The organism is Streptomyces sp. NPDC031445 (assembly GCF_055581365.1).
Map to the genome: position 1 here is coordinate 600,947 of NZ_JBVIJO010000002.1, position 18,309 is coordinate 619,255.

An 18,309-nucleotide genomic window follows, 5' to 3' on the forward strand; every position below is an offset into this window, starting at 1 on the left:
CCGGCGTGATTCGAACGAGAGGCCCTAGCGACGAGAGGCGGAGCGGCCTCGCCGGTACAGGACGGCCCCGGCCGCGATCAGGGCGGCGCTCGCGGCCGAGGTCGCGATCATGGCCGGGCCGTCACCGCCGGTGTGCGCGAGCACGGGCGGCTGCTCCGGGTGCTCCTCGCCCGGCGGCGTGGCGTGCCCGCCACCGGGAGGCGTGCTCTCGTCGCCGCCATAGGGAGGCGGGGTCGTCTCCTCACCGCCGTACGGGGGCGGGGTCGTCTCCTCACCGCCATAGGGAGGCGGAGTCGTCTCCTCACCGCCATAGGGAGGCGGAGTCGTCTTACCACCGCCGTACGGAGGCGGAGTCGTCTCCTCACCACCGTACGCAGGCGGAGTCGCCTTGCCACCGCCGTAGGGAGGCGGAGTCGTCTCCTCACCACCGTAAGGAGGCGGAGTCGCCTTGCCGCCGCCGTATGGAGGCGTGGAGTGGCCGCTTCCCGAGGGAGGCGTGGAGTGGTGGCCGCCGGGGGCCGGGCTGCCGTACCCGGAGTCGTCCGAGTCGCCGTACGACGAACCGCCGTGGCCCGGGTTCTCCGCACCGCCGTACCCGGAGTCGGCGTGCTCCTCGTCGGTGTCGTGACCCGGCCGGCCGTGGGTGGACACGGCGGCGCAGGAGTTGGCGAATGCCGGGTTCAGCGCGGCTGCCACGTCGACGGAGTTGCCGCAGACGTTGACCGGGATGTTCACGGGTGCCTGGATGTTGTTCCCGGACAGCACCCCGGGGGAACCCTGCGCGGCACCGTGCGCGTGGGAGTCGGCGAGTGCGGAGCCGCTGTACAGGGACAGCACGCCCGTCGCAGCGGCGGCCACGGCCATGCCCTTGCTGAGTGTCTGGCGCAATCTCGTGGTCTTTCCTGCTCGAAGAAGTGGGACGGCCGGCCCCGGAGCGCGGAATCGACGGATCGGCGGTCCGGGGCCGGCCAGTGCGCAGCCGGGGGCTGGGGCGTTGTGCGCGTCGTCAGTGCTTGTCGTTGTCGCCGTGCTTGTGGATGTCGCCGTTGATGCAGGTGTTGCCGGCCGCCGGGTTCAGCAGACCGATGACGCTGATCGTGTTGCCGCAGACGTTGATCGGAATGTGGATCGGGACCTGGACGACGTTTCCGGACAGGACGCCCGGGGAGTGCGCGGCGACGCCGTTGGTGTCGGAGTCGGCGAGGGCGGGTCCGGCCAGGCTCAGGGCCAGGAGGGCGCCCGCAACGGCAGCAACGGTCTTCTTCATGAATGTTCCCTTCTCTGGGGCCGAGCCCCATTGACGGCCAGAACCGTGTGAGCACGACGCGAACGGTCGCGGCACGGAACGAGAGATTGACAGAACGGAACACCGCGGAACGCGGACCGCACGACAATCACTCGATCGCACCGCTCCCTCACGCTTTTTCCCTCGCCGGAATAAGCGGAAAAAGGCCCGGGAAGTCCGCGGACAACGCAGCGGACGACCCGGGCCCTGCCGGTTCGGCTCAGCTCTCGCCGTTGGCCGAGAGGACCGACAGGTCCTCCAGGACGTGCGAGACCGCGCCGTCGCGCTTGGCGTTGGTGGAGTTGTCGTTGCACTGCTGCTGCAGGTGGTCCGACAGGATCGGGATGTCCTGCGCGGTGACGCCGATGAGGGCGTCGACCGCGACGTCGACGTCCTGGACGCCGACACACGGCTTGTTGAGCGAACCCTGCACCAGCGAGAGCTGCGGGCTCATGTCGCCCTTGGTCGCCGAGTTGCCCCACGACGACGCGGCGCCGTTGCCATTCGCGACGGTCGGTCCGTCGTCGTTGCCGATGGCAAGCGCCTGCGGCGCGGCCGCCACCGCCATTCCCACGACAGAAGCGGCGGTCGCGGCGGCGACCATTGCCTTCTTGAGCACTTCGCGTTCCTTTCCTCGTAGCGACGCATGCCCTACGGCCTCATCAACCCGGCGCGTCGGGAATGGTTCCGCTGATTCACTCGGTTGGAGCGCAACAGCCCTGGAGGTGACGAGAAGTCACCAATCCGAAAAGCACACCACCAGCCCACCGCATCGGCCGAGAGGGTGAACGGGAGAAACCAGGGAGGGTCGGCGGAGTTGACCAGTTCGCTCCGGTGGACGGGGTTTCCTCAGAAAGGACTGGCCAGTGATCAAGAAGATTGTTGCCACTGCGGCCGTCGCCGCTTCCGCCATGGGCGCCTCCGCCGCCGCGGCACCGCAGGCGCTGGCGATCGGCAACGACAGCGGCCCGACCGCCGCCAACGGCAACGGCGCTTGGCAGAGCTACGGCAACTCGGCCACGTACGGGAACATGAGCCCGCAGATCGCCCTGATCCAGGGCTCCTTCAACAAGCCGTGCATCGCCCTGAACGACATTCCGGTCGGCGTCGGCGCCCTCATCGGTGTCAACGTCCAGGACATCCCGATCCTGTCGGACCACATGCAGCAGCAGTGCACCGAGAACTCCTCGAACGTCAAGCGCGACGGCGCGCTGGCGCACCTGCTGGAGGACGTGTCGATCCTGTCCCAGAACTCCGAATCCGGTCACTGAACCCGGTCCGCGAAGCGGGTCGCCGAGTCCTCGGCGGCCCGCTTCCGCGTGTCCGCGGCCCGCTCGGCCGGTCAGCGCCTGTACAGTTCCTCGATCTGCTCCGCGTACGCGGCCGTCACCGCGTGCCGCTTGACCTTCAGCGACGGGGTCAGCAGCCCGTTCTCCTCGGTGAACTCTCCGTCGACCAGCGCGAACGCGCGGATCGACTCGGCGCGGGAGACCGCCTCGTTGGCGTGGTCGACCGCCTTCCGCACCTCCGCGCGCAGCCGCTCGTCGCGCACCAGCGTGGACAGCGGGGTGTCCGGTGGCAGCTTCCGCACGGACAGCCAGTGGGCGACCGCTTCCGGGTCGAGGGTGATCAGCGCGGCGACGAAGGGCCGGTTGTCGCCGACGACCAGGCACTGGCCGACGGGTGGGCGGCTGCGCAGCCGGTCCTCCAGGACGGACGGCGAGACGTTCTTGCCGCCGGAGGTGACGAGGATGTCCTTCTTGCGGCCGGTGATGGTGAGGTATCCGTCGTCGTCGAGCGCGCCGAGGTCACCGGTCGCGAACCAGCCGCCGTGCAGTACGGCGTCCGTGGCGGCCGGGTCGTTCCAGTACGACGTGAAGACCACCCCGCCCCTGATCAGCACCTCCCCGTCGTCGGCGAGGCGCACGCGGACGCCCGGCACCGGCCGGCCGACCGTGCCGGGGCGGGGCGTGAGCGGGGGCACGATCGTGGCGGCGGCGCTGGTCTCGGTGAGGCCGTAGCCCTCGTAGACGGCGATGCCGGCCGCGAGGAAGAACAGGTTGAGGTCGCGGTCCAGTGGGGAGCCGCCGCTGATGGCGTACCGCGTCCGGCCGCCCAGCTCCTTGCGGATGCGGCGGTAGACCAGCAGGTCGTACAGCGCCCAGGCGGCGTACAGGCCGGGTCCCGGGCCCTTGCCGGTGCCGAGGAACTTCCGCAGGTGGGCCTCGCCGAAGCGGACGGCGACGCGTTCGGCGCGGTCGAAGGAGGCGGCCCGGCCGAGTTTCTCCGCGGTGGCCCGCCCGGTGTCGTGGATCTTCTCGAAGAGGTACGGCACCCCGACCAGGAAGGTGGGCCGGAACTCCTTGAGCGCGGGCCGCAGTTCGTCGGGGCGCACGCTCGGGAAGTGGCCGGTCTCGATGCGGGCCAGCAGGCAGGCGAGCTGGAGGGTGCGGCCGAGGATGTGGGCGAGCGGCAGGAAGAGCAGCGTGCAAGCGGCCTGACCGGTGACCGCCTGGAAGACGGGGTGCAGCAGCTCGACGGTGTTGGCCGCCTCGGCGTGCAGGTTGGCGTGGGTGAGGACGCAGCCCTTGGGGCGGCCGGTGGTGCCGGAGGTGTAGCAGAGGGTCGCGATGGTGTCGGGACCGAGCGCCCCGCGCCGCTTGGCGAGTTCGTCGTCGGCAAGGTCCCGGCCGAGGACGGCGAGGTCGCCGAGGGCGTCGGCGTCGAGCTGCCACAGGCGCGGGGGGTGCGGGTGGCCGGCCGTGCCGGTGGTGACGGTGGCGGCGTTCGCCATGGTCTCGGTGACGACGAACCGGGCCCCGGAGTCGCGGACGATCCACTCGACCTGCTCGGCGGAGGAGGTCGGGTAGACCGGCACGGACTGGCCGCCGGCCGCCCAGATCGCGAAGTCCAGGACGGTCCACTCGTAGCGGGTGCGGGACATCACCGCGACCCGGCCGCCGGGTTCGAGCCCGGCGGCGACGAGCCCCTTGGCGACGGCGGCGACCTCGGCGGCGAAGGCGGACGCGGTGACCGGGTGCCAGGCGCCGTCGCGGTCGCGGCGGCGCAGCAGGACGGCGTCGGGGGTCCCGGCCGCGTGCGTGAACGGCAGGTCGGCCAGGGAGCCGGTGGTGAGCGGGGGCGCCAGGGGTGCGGCGCGCACCTCGCGGACCGCGCCCGTGGCGTCCCGGACCACCTCCACCGCGGCGCGGTCCGCGAGATCGGCGCGCCGCCGTGCCCGTTTCAGATCCCTGCGTACGCCCATGACGGCTCCCGGTGGCGGTGCGTGGCCTGCCCAAGGTCCTTACCGAAGAGTCAACTTACTCGTTGGTAAGGAAAGGTCAATGGGGCCCGCGGGGATCGCTCGGCGTTCACTCCGCGGGCTCGGTGCCGCTGGCCTGGCGGATGGCGTCGGCGAGGCCGCGCACGTCGGCGTCCTCGGTGGTGGCGGCCAGCCCGGCGGCCCTGCGGGCGAGGCCGGTCAGGCCGGGGGCGCCGGGGAGGGCCGGGCGGTCCGCCGAGCGGATGCGCAGGGCGTCGGCGAAGTACGCCGCGACCGCGGTGACCTGGAAGCGGGGGCTCGCCCGCCAGACCGAGCCGGCCAGGGCCCCGGTCTCCACGCCGCCCGACGCCTCGTGCGGGTCGCGGGTCACCGGGTCGAGCCAGCGGACGGTGGCGGTGGCGAGGTGGCCGCGGGCGCCGTGCCGGGTGTGGACGGCGTACAGGGCGGTGACGGTGTGCCCGGGGCCGACCTCGCCGCCGTCGACCCGGTCGTCGCGGAAGTCCCGGTCGGCGATCCTGCGGTCGTCGTAGCCGATGAGGCGGAAGGCGGTGACGGTGTGCGGGTCGAAGGCGACCTGGGCCTTGGCGTCCCGGGCGGTCAGCTCGATGTTCCTCGGGAGCTCACCGGCGAAGACCTTGTCGGCCTCGCCGGGATCGGAGACGTACACGGTGTGGCCGTCGCCCCGGTCGGCGAGGCGTTCCATGAGCGAGTCGCCGTAAGTGCTGCCGACGCCGACCCCGAAGAGGGTGACGCCGTGTTCGCGGCGGGCGTCGTCGATCCGGCGGAGGATCGCGTCCGCGCTGGTCTCGCCGGTGTTGGCGAGGGCGTCGGAGACGAGCACCACCCGGTTGGTGGCCCCCTTGCGGGCGCCCTCCACGGCGGTGGCGTAGCCCTCCTCGACGCCCGCGCCGAGGTTGGTGGAGTTCTGCGGCTCCAGGCTGTCTATGGCGTCGCGGACCGTGCCGCGGTGGCCGCCGAGCCGGGTCATCGGCAGCACGGTCTCGGCGTCCCCGCTGAAGGTGACGAGGGCGACGGAGTCGTCGTCGCGCAGCCGGTCCGCCAGGGTGGCCAGGGCGTGCTGGGCGAGGTCCAGGCGGCCGGGTTCACCCATGGAGCCGGAGGTGTCGACGACGAAGGTGAGCGCGGCGGGCGGGCGGTGCGCGTCCGGTGCGGCGGGCCGGGTGGCGAGGCCGACGCGGACGAGGGACCAGTCCGGCTCGCCGGTGCGGGCGCCGTCGACGGTGACCGTGAAGCCGTTGCCGTCGGGCCGCCGGTAGTCCTGGCGGAAGCTGTTGACGAACTCCTCGGGCCGCACGGCCCGCGGATCGGGCCTGCGGCCCTCGGCGAGGCTGCGGCGGGCGTAGGCGTAGGAGGCGGTGTCGACGTCGAGCGCGAAGGTGGACAGCCGGCCGCCGGCGTCCTGCCGGACCAGGCCGGGCCCGCCGTCGCGGGCCTTGCCCTCGGCCGGCCGCGCGGCGCCGCCCGCGCTGCACGCCGTCAGCAGCAGTCCGCCGGCGGCCGTGAGCGCGAGCAGTGCCCGCCGCGCCCGCCGTGTCCGTCGGTCCCCGTACCGGTCCATCGCGTCCTCCCCCTCGGCCTGTCGCCACCGGACGTGTGCGTCCGCTGCCGACTGTGACGGGGCGACGGTCCGGAACGTGCGTCCCGGGGAGTTGCGGATGGATTGCGAACCGGCCACGGCGGCGGCCCGTCGTGACCGGTGGGTGACGCGCCGGCGACCTAGGAGACGACGTCCTTGCGGGCGAAACCCCGGAAGGCCAGGGCGAACAGCACCAGGGCGTACGTTATGGAGAGCGCGGTGCCCTGGATCATGCCGGACCACTCGGGGCGGGGCTGGACGGCGTCGGCCCACGCGAACTGCCAGTGCGCGGGCAGGAAGTCACGCCAGTGGCCGAGGGCCGTGACGGCGTCCAGGACGTTGCCCACGATGGTCAGGCCGACCGCGCCGCCGACCGCGCCGAGCGGGGCGTCCGTCCTGGTGGACAGCCAGAACGCCAGCCCGGCGGTGACCAGCTGGGACACGAAGATGTACGCCACGGCCACCAGGAGCCGCTGGGCCGCCGTACCCATCTCCAGCGCGCCGCCGGTCGGTATCTGAAGCGGCCCCCAGCCGTAGGCGGCCGTGCCGGCGGCGAGCGCCACGACCGGCAGCAGCACCATCGCGGCGAGGCTCATGCCGAGCGCGACCACGAGCTTGGACCACAGCAGCCGGGCCCGCGGCACCGGCGCGGCGAGCAGATAGCGCAACGAGGACCAGCCGGCCTCCGAGGCGACCGTGTCCCCGCAGAAGAGGGCGACGGGGATCACCAGCAGGAAGCCCGCCGAGACGAACAGGTTCACGGCGGCGAAGTTGGCGCCGGAGGCGGTGGCCGTGTCCATCAGGGTGACCTGGTTGTTCCGGCCGCCCGGGTCGCCGCCGATCGCGAAGGCGATCAGCAGCACGAACGGCAGTACGGCCAGGACGGCGCCCATGACCAGCGTCCGGCGCCGCTTGAGCTGGCGGACCAGCTCGACCCGCAGCGGCAGGGTGCGCCCCGCCTGATAGCCGGAGGCGACCTCGGTGAGCATGCTCATGCGGAACCTCCGATCAGGGTGAGGAAGGCGTCTTCGAGGCGCCGGTGCGGGCCGACGGAGGCGACCGGCACCTCCAGCCGCACCAGCTCCACGACCAGCCGCTCGGCGGTGCCGCCGGGTTCCAGCCGGATCAGCAGCCCGTCGTCGGTGCGCACGGCGGAGGCGACGCCGTCCAGCGCGCCCACCTTCTCCACCACCGGCTCCTGCACGGGTACGGCGGTGCCGACCAGCAGGGTGTCGCCGGAGCCGACGATCTCCCGGACCGGGCCCGCCTGCACCAGCCGGCCGCGGTCCATCACCACCAGGTGGGTGCAGGACTGCTCCACCTCGGCGAGGAGATGGCTGGAGACGATCACCGTACGGCCGCCGGCCGCGTAGCGGATCATCACCTCGCGCATCTCGCGGATCTGGGGCGGGTCCAGGCCGTTGGTGGGCTCGTCGAGGATGAGCAGGTCGGGCAGGCCCAGCATGGCCTGGGCGATGGCGAGGCGCTGCCGCATGCCCTGCGAGTACGTGCGGACCGCGCGGGCGAGCGCGTCGCCGAGCCCGGCGATCTCCAGGGCCTCGTCCAGGTGGGCGTCCTCGGGCGGGCGGCCGGTGGCCCGCCAGTACAGCTCCAGGTTCTCCCGGCCGGACAGGTGGGGCAGGAAACCGGCGCCCTCGACGAACGCGCCGACACGGGAGAGCACGGACGCGCCGGGCCGGATGGTGTGGCCGAAGACGCGGATCTCGCCGGCGTCCGGCCGGATGAGGCCCATCAGCATGCGCAGGGTGGTGGTCTTGCCCGCGCCGTTCGGTCCGAGCAGGCCGAGGACCTGGCCCTTCTCCACGCGGAAGGAGAGGTCCCGGACGGCGTACCGGTCGGTGGACCCGGCGTACCGCTTGCTCAGGCCGGTGATCACCAGCGGGACCTCGGCCAGCCCGGGGTCGGGCGCGGGGGCGGACGTCCGGCGGCGGGTGGTGAGCAGCAGGGCGAGGGCGGCGGCCGCGCCGGCCGCGGGCAGCCACCAGACCCAGGCCGGCAGGGACGCGGCGGCGGTGGTGACGGCGGGGGCCGTCGGCACGCTCAGTGCCCCCTTCAGGGAGACGGTGTAGGTGGCCGGGGCGGCCGGGGATGCGTAGCCGAGGTCGGTGGAGGCGAGGACCAGGCGGAGCCGGTGGCCCCTTTGCACCTCGTGGTCGATCGCCGGGAGCGTGACGGTGACGTCCTTGCCCGCCTTGGCGCCGGTCACCCGGAAGGGGGCGACGAGCTGGGCGGGCAGCACCTGCCGCTTTCCGTCGGGGCCGACGTCGTAGACCTTGCCGAACAGGACGGCGTCGTCGCGGGTGGAGGTGATGCGCACGGTGGCGGTCGGGGTGCCGGTGATGCGCAGGTCGCGGGTGAGGGGCGCGGAGTCGAACCGGGCGTACTGGCCGGGGAAGTCCAGGGAGACGCCGACGCCGAGCGCGGAGAGCTGCGCGAGGCCGCCGGAACCGCCGAGGCCGGGCAGCGCGGAGACACCGGGCGGGCTGGCCCCGGCCGGGTTGGCGACGCGCTGGGTGCCGCCGGTGAGGGCGATGGGGCGCGGATGGTCGCGCAGGCCGGGATAGGCGGCGGCGCTCGCGCCGCGCAGCTGGGCGGTGCCGTCGGTGGAGTCGACGCCGCCGGTGCGGGTGACGCGGAAGGCCGGGCCGGTGTCGGTGCCCTTGTCGCCCTTCAGGTAGCGGTCGAACCACGTACGCACGCGTGCCTCGACCCGGCTCGTCTCCATGTCGCCGCCGTCGTGCCCGCCGGCGATCCAGTCGACGTCGACCGGGGCGCCGTTCGCGCGGATCGCCTTCGCGGCGGCGTCGGCCTGGCCGAGCGGGAACAGGGAGTCCGTCTGCCCCTGCACCAGCAGCGTGGGCACCTTGATCCGGTCGCCGACCGCGGACGGTGAGCGTTCCTCCAGCAGCTTCCGGGCGGCGGGGTCCGGGGTGCCGGACTCGGCGACCCGCTCGTACATCCGGCACAGCGCGGGCTGGAACTTCGCGCAGCCCCCGCCGGTGTTGACGAAGACGCCGGTCCACAGCTTCTTGAAGACGCCGTCCGGGAACAGGGCGTCCGCGAGGTTCCAGTAGGTGATGGCCGGGGCGATGGCGTCGACCCGGTGGTCGTACCCGGCGGCGAGCAGGGAGATCGCGCCGCCGTAGGAGCCGCCGGCCACGCCGACGCGCGGGTCGCCCGGCTTGTCGAGCCGCACCTGGGGCTGCCGGGCCAGCCAGTCGATGAGCCGGGAGACGTCGGCGACCTCGCCCTCGGGGTCGTTGAGGCCGATCTTCCCGGTCGAGCCGCCGAACCCGCGCGCGGACCAGGTCAGGACCGCGTACCCGTCCCGGGCGAGGTCCTCGGCCTGCCGACGCATGTCGTCCTTGCTGCCGCCGAAGCCGTGCGCGAGCAGGACGGCGGGGTGCCGGCCGGAGCCGGCCGGGGTGAAGTACGAGGTGTCCAGGCGCACCCCGTCGACCGCCATGACCTGGTCGCTGCGGCGCACGGCCCGCGGGTCGTCGGAGGCGACGGCCGCCGTCCACGTCCCGGCGCCGGCGAGCACCACGACGGCGGCCCCGGCGGCCAGCAGCCGGCGGGGCCTCCGCAGCAGGCCGCGCAGGGCGGGCAGGGCGGGCAGTCGAAGATCCATGCGTCAACGGTACGGGGCGGTGCTGACAATCGCCGCCGACCTGGGGTGGAACGGCGGACCCTCCCTCGGGAGTACGGGTCCGCCGTCTCCTACCGCGACCGCGGTACGGGCGGCGACCGCGCGGCGCAGCCGCGGGGTGCTACGGCCCCGCGGCCCCGCGGGGACTCAGGCCTGCGCGTCCTCCGGGATCGACACCAGCCAGTGGGTGTCGCGGCGCGGGCGCAGGTACAGGGCCCAGTAGAGGGTCGCCACCGCGGTGATGCCGCCGGTCCACAGCAGGTAGGTCGTCTCCTGCTGGGTCAGGATGTAGGCCAGGACGGCGATGAGCAGGACCGGCATCGCGGGCCACAGCGGCATCCGCCAGGCGGGGGTGTGCTTGTGGGAGCCGCGGCGGGCGAGCAGGGCGGCGATCGCGACGAGCAGGTACATGCCGGTCACCGAGACGCCGGTGACGCCGTACAGGGTGTCCAGGTTGACGAAGCAGAGCACCGCGCCGGGGACGCCGACCGCGAGGGTGGCGACCCAGGGGGAGCCGAAGCGGCCGAGCTTGGAGAAGACGGTGTTGACCGGGCCGGGCCAGGCCTTGTCGCGGGCCGAGGCGAACAGGACGCGGGAGTTCTGGATGACCATGACGATGCCCGCGTTGATGATCGCGAGGGCCACGCAGAGGCTGACGAAGGTGCCGACCGCGGAGTTGGACCAGGCGGTGACCATGGAGCTGATGTCGCCGCCGGTCAGTTCCTTGAGGTCGGAGGCGCCCATGGTGATGGCGGCGACCGGCACCAGGATGACCACGGTGGAGATGGCGAGGGTGGCGAGGACCGTCCGGGCGACGTTGCGGCGCGGGTTCTCCAGTTCCTCCGACAGGTAGACGGCGGTGGAGAAGCCCTGGGTGACGAAGAGGGCGATGGCGAGGCCGGAGACCACCAGCATGGCCGTCACGGTGTCGGTGTGGCCGTTCGCGCCGGCCACCTGCATGGAGACCAGGCTGCCCACGCCGCGGTGGCCGTGCGAGAAGCCCAGCAGGGCGACGACCCCGGCGGCGATGACCTCCAGGACGAGGAAGATGCCGGTGATCCAGGCGTTGGCGCGCAGGTCCAGCAGGCCGGCGAGGGTCGCCAGCAGCATCACTCCGGCGCCCGTCATGGACGGGTCCAGGTGGACGATGGGGGTGAGGTAGTCAGCGGTGCCCATCGCGATCACCGGGGGCACGATCATGACGACCAGCAGGGAGAGCACGAAGACCAGCCAGCCCGCGAGCCGTCCGGCCATCGTGGAGACCATGGCGTACTCGCCGCCCGCGCTGGGGATCAGGGTGCCCAGTTCGGAGTAGCAGAACGCCACGGCGATACAGAGGAGCGAGCCGATGGCGATCGTCAGGGCGGTGGCGGTGCCGAGGGAACCGAACAGGTCGGGAACGACGACGAAGAGCGTGGAGGCGGGCGTGACGCACGACAGCGTCAGCAGCGTGCCGCCGACGACACCGATGGAACGCTTCAGCCCGGGTGCGGGGGCCGTCGCGGTGTCTACCACGGACTTCTGGAGCGTGTCGGTCATACGGCGGTTCCGTTCGACGTGAGCGGCTGGGTGGGGGTCGGGAGCGCTATCGCCTCCGGCGGATCGTCGTACGTTCGTCTCGTCCGCTCCCGGCGCTGCATAGCGAACCCCGACGAAAACCACCACGTCAATGGCCGTTTACCTTCGGAATCCGCACCTCCGGACGACTGTGCGCCGCATCACTTTCCCAGGCTGTAACACCCTATGGGCGCATCCATCAAGCCCATAGCCGATGTGACCTTGCTTTTGAAGGTCATCCAGCGGCAACCCCTTCGCCACCCGTTTCGTCCGGGCTGAACGGGAACCGCAGCCAAGGTTTCAAAAAAATGTCAGCCTTCCGACATCCGGACGGTTGATCCAGTCGCGTGCATGTCAACAGCGCGGCCGGCAGGACGGAACGCACCGGTGCCCCGCCCTCCCGCACGGGGGAGACGGGGCGCCGTGCCGACCGGCTCAGTGGTTGCGCGGGAAGCCCAGGTCCACGCCCGCCGGGGCGTCGGCCGGGTCGGGCCAGCGCGTGGTGACGACCTTGCCGCGGGTGTAGAAGTGCGTGCCGTCGTTGCCGTAGACGTGGTGGTCGCCGAAGAGCGAGTCCTTCCAGCCACCGAAGGAGTGGTAACCCACCGGCACCGGGATCGGCACGTTCACGCCGACCATGCCGGCCTCGATCTCCAGCTGGAAGCGGCGGGCGGCGCCGCCGTCCCGGGTGAAGATCGCGGTGCCGTTGCCGAACGGCGAGGCGTTGATGAGCGCCACGCCCTCCTCGTAGGTCTCGGCGCGCAGCACGCACAGCACCGGGCCGAAGATCTCGTCCTGGTACGCCTTCGCGCTGGTCGGCACCTTGTCCAGCAGAGAGATGCCGATCCAGTGGCCGTCCTCGAAGCCCTCGACGGTGTAGCCGGTGCCGTCGAGCACCACCTCGGCGCCCTCGGCGGCGGCGCCCTCCACGTACGAGGCCACCTTGTCGCGGTGCGCCTTGGTGATCAGCGGGCCCATCTCGGACGTCGGGTCGTCGCCCGGACCGATCTTGATCTTCTCGGCGCGCTCGCGGATCTTCTCCACCAGCGTGTCGCCGATGGCGCCCACCGCCACGACCGCCGAGATGGCCATGCAGCGCTCGCCCGCGGAGCCGTAGGCGGCGCTGACCGCAGCGTCGGCCGCCGCGTCCAGGTCGGCGTCCGGCAGCACCAGCATGTGGTTCTTGGCGCCGCCGAGGGCCTGCACGCGCTTGCCGTTGGCGGAGGCGGTGGTGTGGATGTAGCGGGCGATCGGGGTCGAGCCGACGAAGGAGACGGCCTTCACGTCCGGGTGCTCCAGCAGGCGGTCCACGGCCACCTTGTCGCCGTGCACCACGTTGAAGACACCGTCGGGCAGTCCGGCCTCGGCCAGCAGCTCGGCGAGGCGGACCGACGCCGACGGGTCCTTCTCGCTCGGCTTCAGCACGAACGTGTTGCCGCACGCGATGGCGATCGGGAACATCCACAGCGGGACCATCGCCGGGAAGTTGAACGGCGTGATGCCGGCGACGACACCGAGCGGCTGGCGGATCGCGGCCACGTCCACCCGGCTCGCGACCTGCGTGGACAGCTCGCCCTTCAGCTGGACGTTGATCCCGCAGGCCAGGTCCACGATCTCCAGGCCGCGCGCGACCTCGCCGAGCGCGTCCGAGTGCACCTTGCCGTGCTCGGCGGTGATCAGCTCGGCGATCTCGTCCCGGTGCGCGTCGAGCAGCGCCCGGAACCTGAACAGGATGGACGTGCGCTGCGCCAGCGAGGACTGGCCCCAGGTCAGGTAGGCGTCCTTGGCCGCCGCGACGGCCGCGTCCACCTCCTCCACCGACGCGAACGCGACCTTCGTGGTGACCGCGCCGGTCGCCGGGTCGGTGACCGGCCCGAACTCACCCGACGCGTCTTCGACGGTCTTCCCGCCGATCCAGTGGTTGACGATCTTCGTCATGTCCGGGGACTCCTTCTCACAGATGGCGGCGTCGGGTCGAGACGTGCCGTTCGTACAGCTCACGTGCCTTGACCGCGGAAGGTCGGGTCGCGGTCTCGGCCACAGGAACATCCCACCAGGCCTGCGCCGGGGGCGCCCCCGACACAGTGTCGGACGTTTCCGTCTCCACGTAGACACATGTGGGTGTGTCGGCCGCGCGCGCCTCCGCGAGCGCCGCGCGCAGGTCCCGTACGGTCTTCGCGCGCAGCACCCGCATGCCGAGGCTGGCCGCGTTGGCGGCGAGGTCGACGGGGAGCGGGGCGCCGGTGAAGGTGCCGTCCTCGGCGGTGTAGCGGTAGGCCGTGCCGAACCGCTCGCCGCCCACCGAGTCGGAGAGCCCGCCGATCGAGGCGTACCCGTGGTTCTGCACCAGCAGGATCTTGATCGCGATGCCCTCCTGCACCGCGGTCACGATCTCCGTCGGCATCATCAGGTAGGTGCCGTCGCCGACCAGTGCCCACACGTTCCGCTCGGGCGCGGCGAGCTTCACCCCGAGGGCGGCCGGGATCTCGTAGCCCATGCAGGAGTAGCCGTACTCCAGGTGGTACTGGTCGTACGACCGCGCCCGCCACAGCTTGTGCAGGTCGCCCGGGAGCGAGCCGGCCGCGTTGATGATGACGTCCGACTCGTCCACCAGCGCGTCCAGGGCGCCGATGACCTGGGTCTGGCTCGGCCGTACGTCCGTCTCCCCGGCCTCGAAGCAGGCGTCGACGCGCTGCTCCCAGCGCTCCTTGCCCTCGGTGTACTCGCGGACGTAGGAGTCGGCGACGCCGTGGCCGTGCATGGCCAGTGCCTCGGTCAGCTCGCCCAGACCGCTGCGGGCGTCGGCGACCAGCGGCAGCCCGGCCAGCTTGTGACCGTCGAACGGCGCGATGTTGAGGTTAAGGAAGCGGACGGCCGGATTCTCGAACAGGGTGCCGGACGCCGTGGTGAAGTCGGTGTACCGGGTGCCGACGCCGATGACGAGGTCGGCGGTGCGGGCCAGCTCGTCGGCGGTCGCGGTGCCGGTGTGGCCGACCCCGCCGACGTCCTGCGGATGGTCGTACCGCAGTGAGCCCTTCCCGGCCTGGGTGGAGGCGACCGGGATGCGCGTCGCCGCCGCGAACTCGGCGAGGGCCTCCTCGGCGCGGCTGTGGTGGACCCCGCCGCCGGCGATGACGAGGGGCCGTGCGGCGGAGCGGATCGCCCGGACCGCCTCCGCCAGCTCGGTCGGGTCCGCGCCCGGCCGCCGTACCGTCCACACCCGCGTCGAGAAGAACTCCTCCGGCCAGTCGAAGGCCTCCGCCTGCACGTCCTGCGGCAGGGCGAGCGTGACGGCGCCGGTCTCCACGGGGTCGGTGAGGACCCGCACGGCCTGGAGGGCGCTGGGGATCAGGGCCTCCGGGCGGGTGACGCGGTCGAAGTACTTCGACACCGGGCGCAGGGTGTCGTTGACCGAGACGTCGCCCGCGTACGGCAGCTCCAGCTGCTGGAGGACCGGGTCGGCGGGGCGGGCGGCGAAGACGTCACCGGGCAGGAGCAGCACCGGGAGGTGGTTGACGGTCGCGAGGGCGGCGCCGGTGACGAGGTTCGTGGCGCCGGGGCCGATCGACGTCGTGACCGCGTGCGTGGACAGGCGGTTCGACTGGCGGGCGTAGCCGACCGCCGCGTGCACCATGGACTGCTCGTTGCGGCCCTGGTGATACGGCATCACGTCCGCGTACTCGACCAGGGCCTGGCCGATGCCGGCGACGTTGCCGTGCCCGAAGATGCCCCACGTGGCGCCGATCAGCCGCTGCCGCCGGCCGTCCCGCTCGGTGTACTGGGCGGCGAGGAAGCGGACGAGTGCCTGGGCGACGGTCAGCCGGATCGTCATCGGTAGCCCCCTGTGCTGTCTACGTGGTCGGGGTGGAAACAGATCCGCCATTCCCGGGTCTCCCCCGGGCCCGCCATGACGTTCAGGTAGTACATGTCGTGCCCGGGCTGGGCGATGGACGGGCCGTGCCAGCCGTCGGGGACGAGGACGGCGTCGCCGGAGCGCACCTCGGCGAGGACGTCCGAACCGCCCTCCCGCGAGGGGAACACCCGCTGGTAGCCGAGTCCGTGCGGGCCGTCGATCTCGAAGTAGTAGATCTCCTCCAGCTCGGACTCCTCGCCCGGCCGGTGCTCGTCGTGCTTGTGCGGCGGGTACGAGGACCAGTGGCCGCCCGGCGTGATCACCTCCACGGCGATCAGCTTGTCGCATGCGAAGGAGTCGGCGGAGGCGAAGTTGCGCACCCGGCGGGCGCAGGTGCCGCTGCCGCGCTCCTCGACGGGGACCTCCGGCGCGGGGCCGTAGCGGGCGGGGAGTCGTCGCTCGCACTTCGCTCCTGCCAGGGCGAAGCGGCCTCCCGCGCCGGAGGCGATCAGGACCTGGGCGTCCCGGGGCACGTACGCGAAGTCGGAGACATCCGCGAACACGCTTTCCCGGCCCAGGAGTTGGAACTCGTTGTGCTCCATATGTACGGTACATCCGCCTTCCAGCGGAAGCACGATCCACTCACTGTCCCCGGTGCTGAACGTATGGCTGCCACCGGGCCCCAGCTCCACGACACGCAGGCTGCTGTGCGTCCAGCCGGCCGACGTGGGGCCGATGTCGACGGCGTAGTCGCCCTGCGCGGCGGCGCCCCGGGGAAGATGCAGGTCGGTGCTGGTCATGCGGCCCTCACAGCAGTCCTACGGCGGTGTCCACGGCGGCGGCCACATCGCCGTCCGCCGGGTACAGCAGCGAGCGGCCTACCACCAGGCCGCGCACGGTGGGGAGTCGGAGCGCGCCGCGCCACTTCTCGTACGTGGCGACCTGGTCCTCGGGCGAGTCGCCGATGTCCCCGCCGAGCAGCACGGCGGGCAGGGTGGAGGTCTCCATGACCCGCGCCATGTCGTCGGGGTTCTCGGTGACCGGCACCTTCAGCCAGGTGTAGGCGGAGGAGCCGCCGAGACCGGAGGCGATGGCGATGGACCGGGTGACCGCTTCGGCGGACAGGTCGTTCCTCACCTTCCCTTCGGGGGTGCGGCGGCTGATGAACGGCTCCACGAACACCGGCAGCCGGCGCTCGGCCATCGCGTCGATGGCGCGGGCGGTGGACTCCAGGGTGCTCAGGGAGCCGGGGTCGCTGTAGTCGACGCGCAGCAGCAGCTTGCCCGCGTCGAAGCCGAGGCGCTCGATGTCCTGCGGGCGGTGGCCGGTGAACCGGTCGTCCAGCTCGAAGCTGGCCCCTTGCAGACCGCCGCGGTTCATGGAGCCCATGACGACCTTGCGGTCCAGGGCGCCGAGGAGGAGCAGGTCGTCCAGGATGTCGGCGGTGGCGAGGACGCCGTCGACGCCGGGCCGGGACAGCGCGAGGCAGAGGCGTTCGAGCAGGTCGGCGCGGTTGGCCATGGCGAGCTTGCGGTCGCCGACGCCGAGCGCGCCACGGGCCGGGTGGTCGGCGGCGACGATCATCAGCCGCCCGTTCTCGTTCAGCAGGGGCCTGCGGACCCGCCGGGCGGCGGCCTCCGCGATCGCCTCGGGGTGCCGGGTGCGGATCCGGACGAGTTCGCCCACGTCGACGCCCCGGCGCGGGGTGCCTGCGGCGCCGTGGCGGGGAGGGCGCGCGAAGGCGTCGGGACGAGGGGGTGCGGCGCCTTCGCGGGGAGCGTCCGCCGGGGTGTCGGGCCCGGTGCCGGAGCCGTCCTCGGGGTGCGTGCCGGTGACGCGGCCGGCCCTCACAGCACCGCTCCGGCGTCGAGCGCGGCGGCCACCTCGTCGGGGGTCGGCATCGCGGAGGAGCACTCCAGGCGGGAGGCGACGATGGCCCCGGCCGCGTTGGCGTGCCGCATGATCGTCTCCAGGTCCCAGCCGGCCAGCAGGCCGTGGCAGAGGGAGCCGCCGAAGGCGTCCCCGGCGCCGAGTCCGTTCAGAACGGTGACGGGCAGGGGCGGGACCTCGGCCGACTCACCCTTCCGGTTGACGGCGAGGACCCCCTTGGGGCCCTGTTTGACGACGGCCAGCTCGACCCCGGCGTCCAGCAGGGCGCGGGCGGCGGCGTGCGGCTCGCGCACTCCGGTCGCGACCTCCACCTCGTCCAGGTTGCCGACGGCGACGGTGGCGTGGCGCAGGGCCTCGGCGTAGAAGGGGCGGGCGGCGCCGGGGTCCGACCAGAACATGGGGCGCCAGTCGAGGTCGAAGACGGTGCTGCCCGCCTTGGCGCGGTGGGCGAGGGCCGCCAGGGTCGCCGTACGGCTCGGCTCCTCGCTCAGGCCGGTGCCGGTGACCCAGAAGATCCGGGCCTCACCGATGGCGTCCAGGTCCAGCTCGTGGGCGTCGATCTCCAGGTCGGGGGCCTTGGGCTGCCGGTAGAAGTAGAGCGGGAAGTCGTCCGGCGGGAAGACCTCGCAGAAGGTGACCGGAGTCGGCAGGCCGGGGACGGGGGTGACCCAGCGGTCGTCGACGCCGAAGCCGCGCAGCGCCTCGTGGAGGTACGTGCCGAACGGGTCGTCGCCGGTACGGGTGATCACGGCGGTGCGCCGGCCGAGGCGGGCCGCGGCGACCGCCACGTTCGTCGCCGACCCGCCGAGGAACTTGCCGAAGGACGACACCTGGGCGAGCGGGACACCGGTCTGCAGCGGGTAGAGGTCCACCCCGATCCGCCCCATGGTGATCAGGTCGTAGGCCATCGGCTTCCCTTCGTCATGGCTCTCCCCGGCTTTCTAGTCCCGCATGCCGAGCCATGTCAATGTTTTGTCCAGACATTCGGACTAGTCTCCGTCCGGAGTCGGCGTCACAGGGGTGTCTTGTGTGGCGGCCGTGTCACAAAGACCGCCCTCGTGTCACACATGTCACGTGCACGCGGGTTCTCGGTCACACCCGGACGACAGGGAGGCCCCGTCGGTCACGCAGCGTCGTTCACCAGGCGCAGGTTTGTGATCAGCGCAGCGCCCGG

The 18,309-nt window shown here is 72.4% G+C and carries 14 protein-coding genes; 1 reads left to right on the plus strand and 13 read right to left on the minus strand.

The window, feature by feature from the left end; all coding sequences use genetic code 11:
- Nucleotides 1–24: 24 nt before the first annotated feature.
- From ACZ5DC_RS08925 to ACZ5DC_RS08935, 3 genes are all read right to left on the minus strand, one after another.
- Nucleotides 25–888 (minus strand): chaplin, encoded by an 864-nt coding sequence (locus tag ACZ5DC_RS08925; protein ID WP_468650817.1) that lies wholly within the window; start codon nucleotides 886–888, stop codon nucleotides 25–27.
- 118 nt (nucleotides 889–1,006) lie between these two features.
- Nucleotides 1,007–1,267, minus strand: coding sequence for a chaplin (locus ACZ5DC_RS08930; RefSeq protein WP_468650819.1), 261 nt, complete (start codon nucleotides 1,265–1,267; stop codon nucleotides 1,007–1,009).
- A gap of 238 nt (nucleotides 1,268–1,505) precedes the next feature.
- Nucleotides 1,506–1,904 (minus strand): rodlin, encoded by a 399-nt coding sequence (locus tag ACZ5DC_RS08935; RefSeq protein WP_189885485.1) that lies wholly within the window; start codon nucleotides 1,902–1,904, stop codon nucleotides 1,506–1,508.
- Nucleotides 1,905–2,151: 247 nt separating this feature from the next.
- On the opposite strand from ACZ5DC_RS08935, the gene ACZ5DC_RS08940 reads away from it, so the two are divergent.
- Nucleotides 2,152–2,556, plus strand: a complete 405-nt coding sequence (locus ACZ5DC_RS08940) for a rodlin (RefSeq protein ID WP_366750473.1) — start codon at nucleotides 2,152–2,154, stop codon at nucleotides 2,554–2,556.
- 71 nt (nucleotides 2,557–2,627) lie between these two features.
- Here ACZ5DC_RS08940 and ACZ5DC_RS08945 read toward each other — a convergent pair whose 3' ends face one another.
- The 10 genes from ACZ5DC_RS08945 to iolC form a co-directional block, all read right to left on the minus strand.
- A complete protein-coding gene (locus ACZ5DC_RS08945; protein ID WP_468650822.1) occupies nucleotides 2,628–4,550 on the minus strand; it encodes an AMP-dependent synthetase/ligase in 1,923 nt (640 codons plus the stop codon).
- Between the two features lie 106 nt (nucleotides 4,551–4,656).
- On the minus strand, nucleotides 4,657–6,147 hold the full coding sequence (locus tag ACZ5DC_RS08950; protein ID WP_468650824.1) for a vWA domain-containing protein: 1,491 nt from the start codon (nucleotides 6,145–6,147) through the stop codon (nucleotides 4,657–4,659).
- 158 nt (nucleotides 6,148–6,305) lie between these two features.
- The gene (locus ACZ5DC_RS08955; protein ID WP_468650826.1) at nucleotides 6,306–7,160 is read right to left on the minus strand and encodes an ABC transporter permease; all 855 of its coding nucleotides are present in this window, start codon (nucleotides 7,158–7,160) and stop codon (nucleotides 6,306–6,308) included.
- Nucleotides 7,157–9,817, minus strand: a complete 2,661-nt coding sequence (locus ACZ5DC_RS08960) for a CocE/NonD family hydrolase (RefSeq protein WP_468650828.1) — start codon at nucleotides 9,815–9,817, stop codon at nucleotides 7,157–7,159. The genes ACZ5DC_RS08955 and ACZ5DC_RS08960 overlap by 4 nt, the downstream gene beginning before the upstream one ends.
- Before the next feature lie 165 nt (nucleotides 9,818–9,982).
- Nucleotides 9,983–11,374: an APC family permease gene (locus ACZ5DC_RS08965; RefSeq protein WP_468650830.1), complete on the minus strand. Its 1,392-nt coding sequence runs from the start codon at nucleotides 11,372–11,374 to the stop codon at nucleotides 9,983–9,985.
- Between the two features lie 453 nt (nucleotides 11,375–11,827).
- Nucleotides 11,828–13,330, minus strand: a complete 1,503-nt coding sequence (gene mmsA, locus ACZ5DC_RS08970) for a CoA-acylating methylmalonate-semialdehyde dehydrogenase (protein WP_468650832.1) — start codon at nucleotides 13,328–13,330, stop codon at nucleotides 11,828–11,830.
- A 16-nt stretch (nucleotides 13,331–13,346) separates the two neighbouring features.
- Nucleotides 13,347–15,224 carry a 3D-(3,5/4)-trihydroxycyclohexane-1,2-dione acylhydrolase (decyclizing) gene (iolD, locus tag ACZ5DC_RS08975; RefSeq protein ID WP_468650834.1) on the minus strand — a complete coding sequence of 626 codons (1,878 nt, stop codon included), beginning with the start codon at nucleotides 15,222–15,224 and terminating at the stop codon, nucleotides 13,347–13,349.
- The gene (gene iolB, locus ACZ5DC_RS08980) at nucleotides 15,221–16,045 is read right to left on the minus strand and encodes a 5-deoxy-glucuronate isomerase (protein ID WP_468650836.1); all 825 of its coding nucleotides are present in this window, start codon (nucleotides 16,043–16,045) and stop codon (nucleotides 15,221–15,223) included. The genes iolD and iolB overlap by 4 nt, the downstream gene beginning before the upstream one ends.
- Before the next feature lie 7 nt (nucleotides 16,046–16,052).
- Nucleotides 16,053–16,931 carry a Cgl0159 family (beta/alpha)8-fold protein gene (locus tag ACZ5DC_RS08985; protein WP_468651286.1) on the minus strand — a complete coding sequence of 293 codons (879 nt, stop codon included), beginning with the start codon at nucleotides 16,929–16,931 and terminating at the stop codon, nucleotides 16,053–16,055.
- 161 nt (nucleotides 16,932–17,092) lie between these two features.
- Nucleotides 17,093–18,043: a 5-dehydro-2-deoxygluconokinase gene (gene iolC, locus ACZ5DC_RS08990; protein ID WP_468650838.1), complete on the minus strand. Its 951-nt coding sequence runs from the start codon at nucleotides 18,041–18,043 to the stop codon at nucleotides 17,093–17,095.
- Nucleotides 18,044–18,309: the final 266 nt, after the last annotated feature.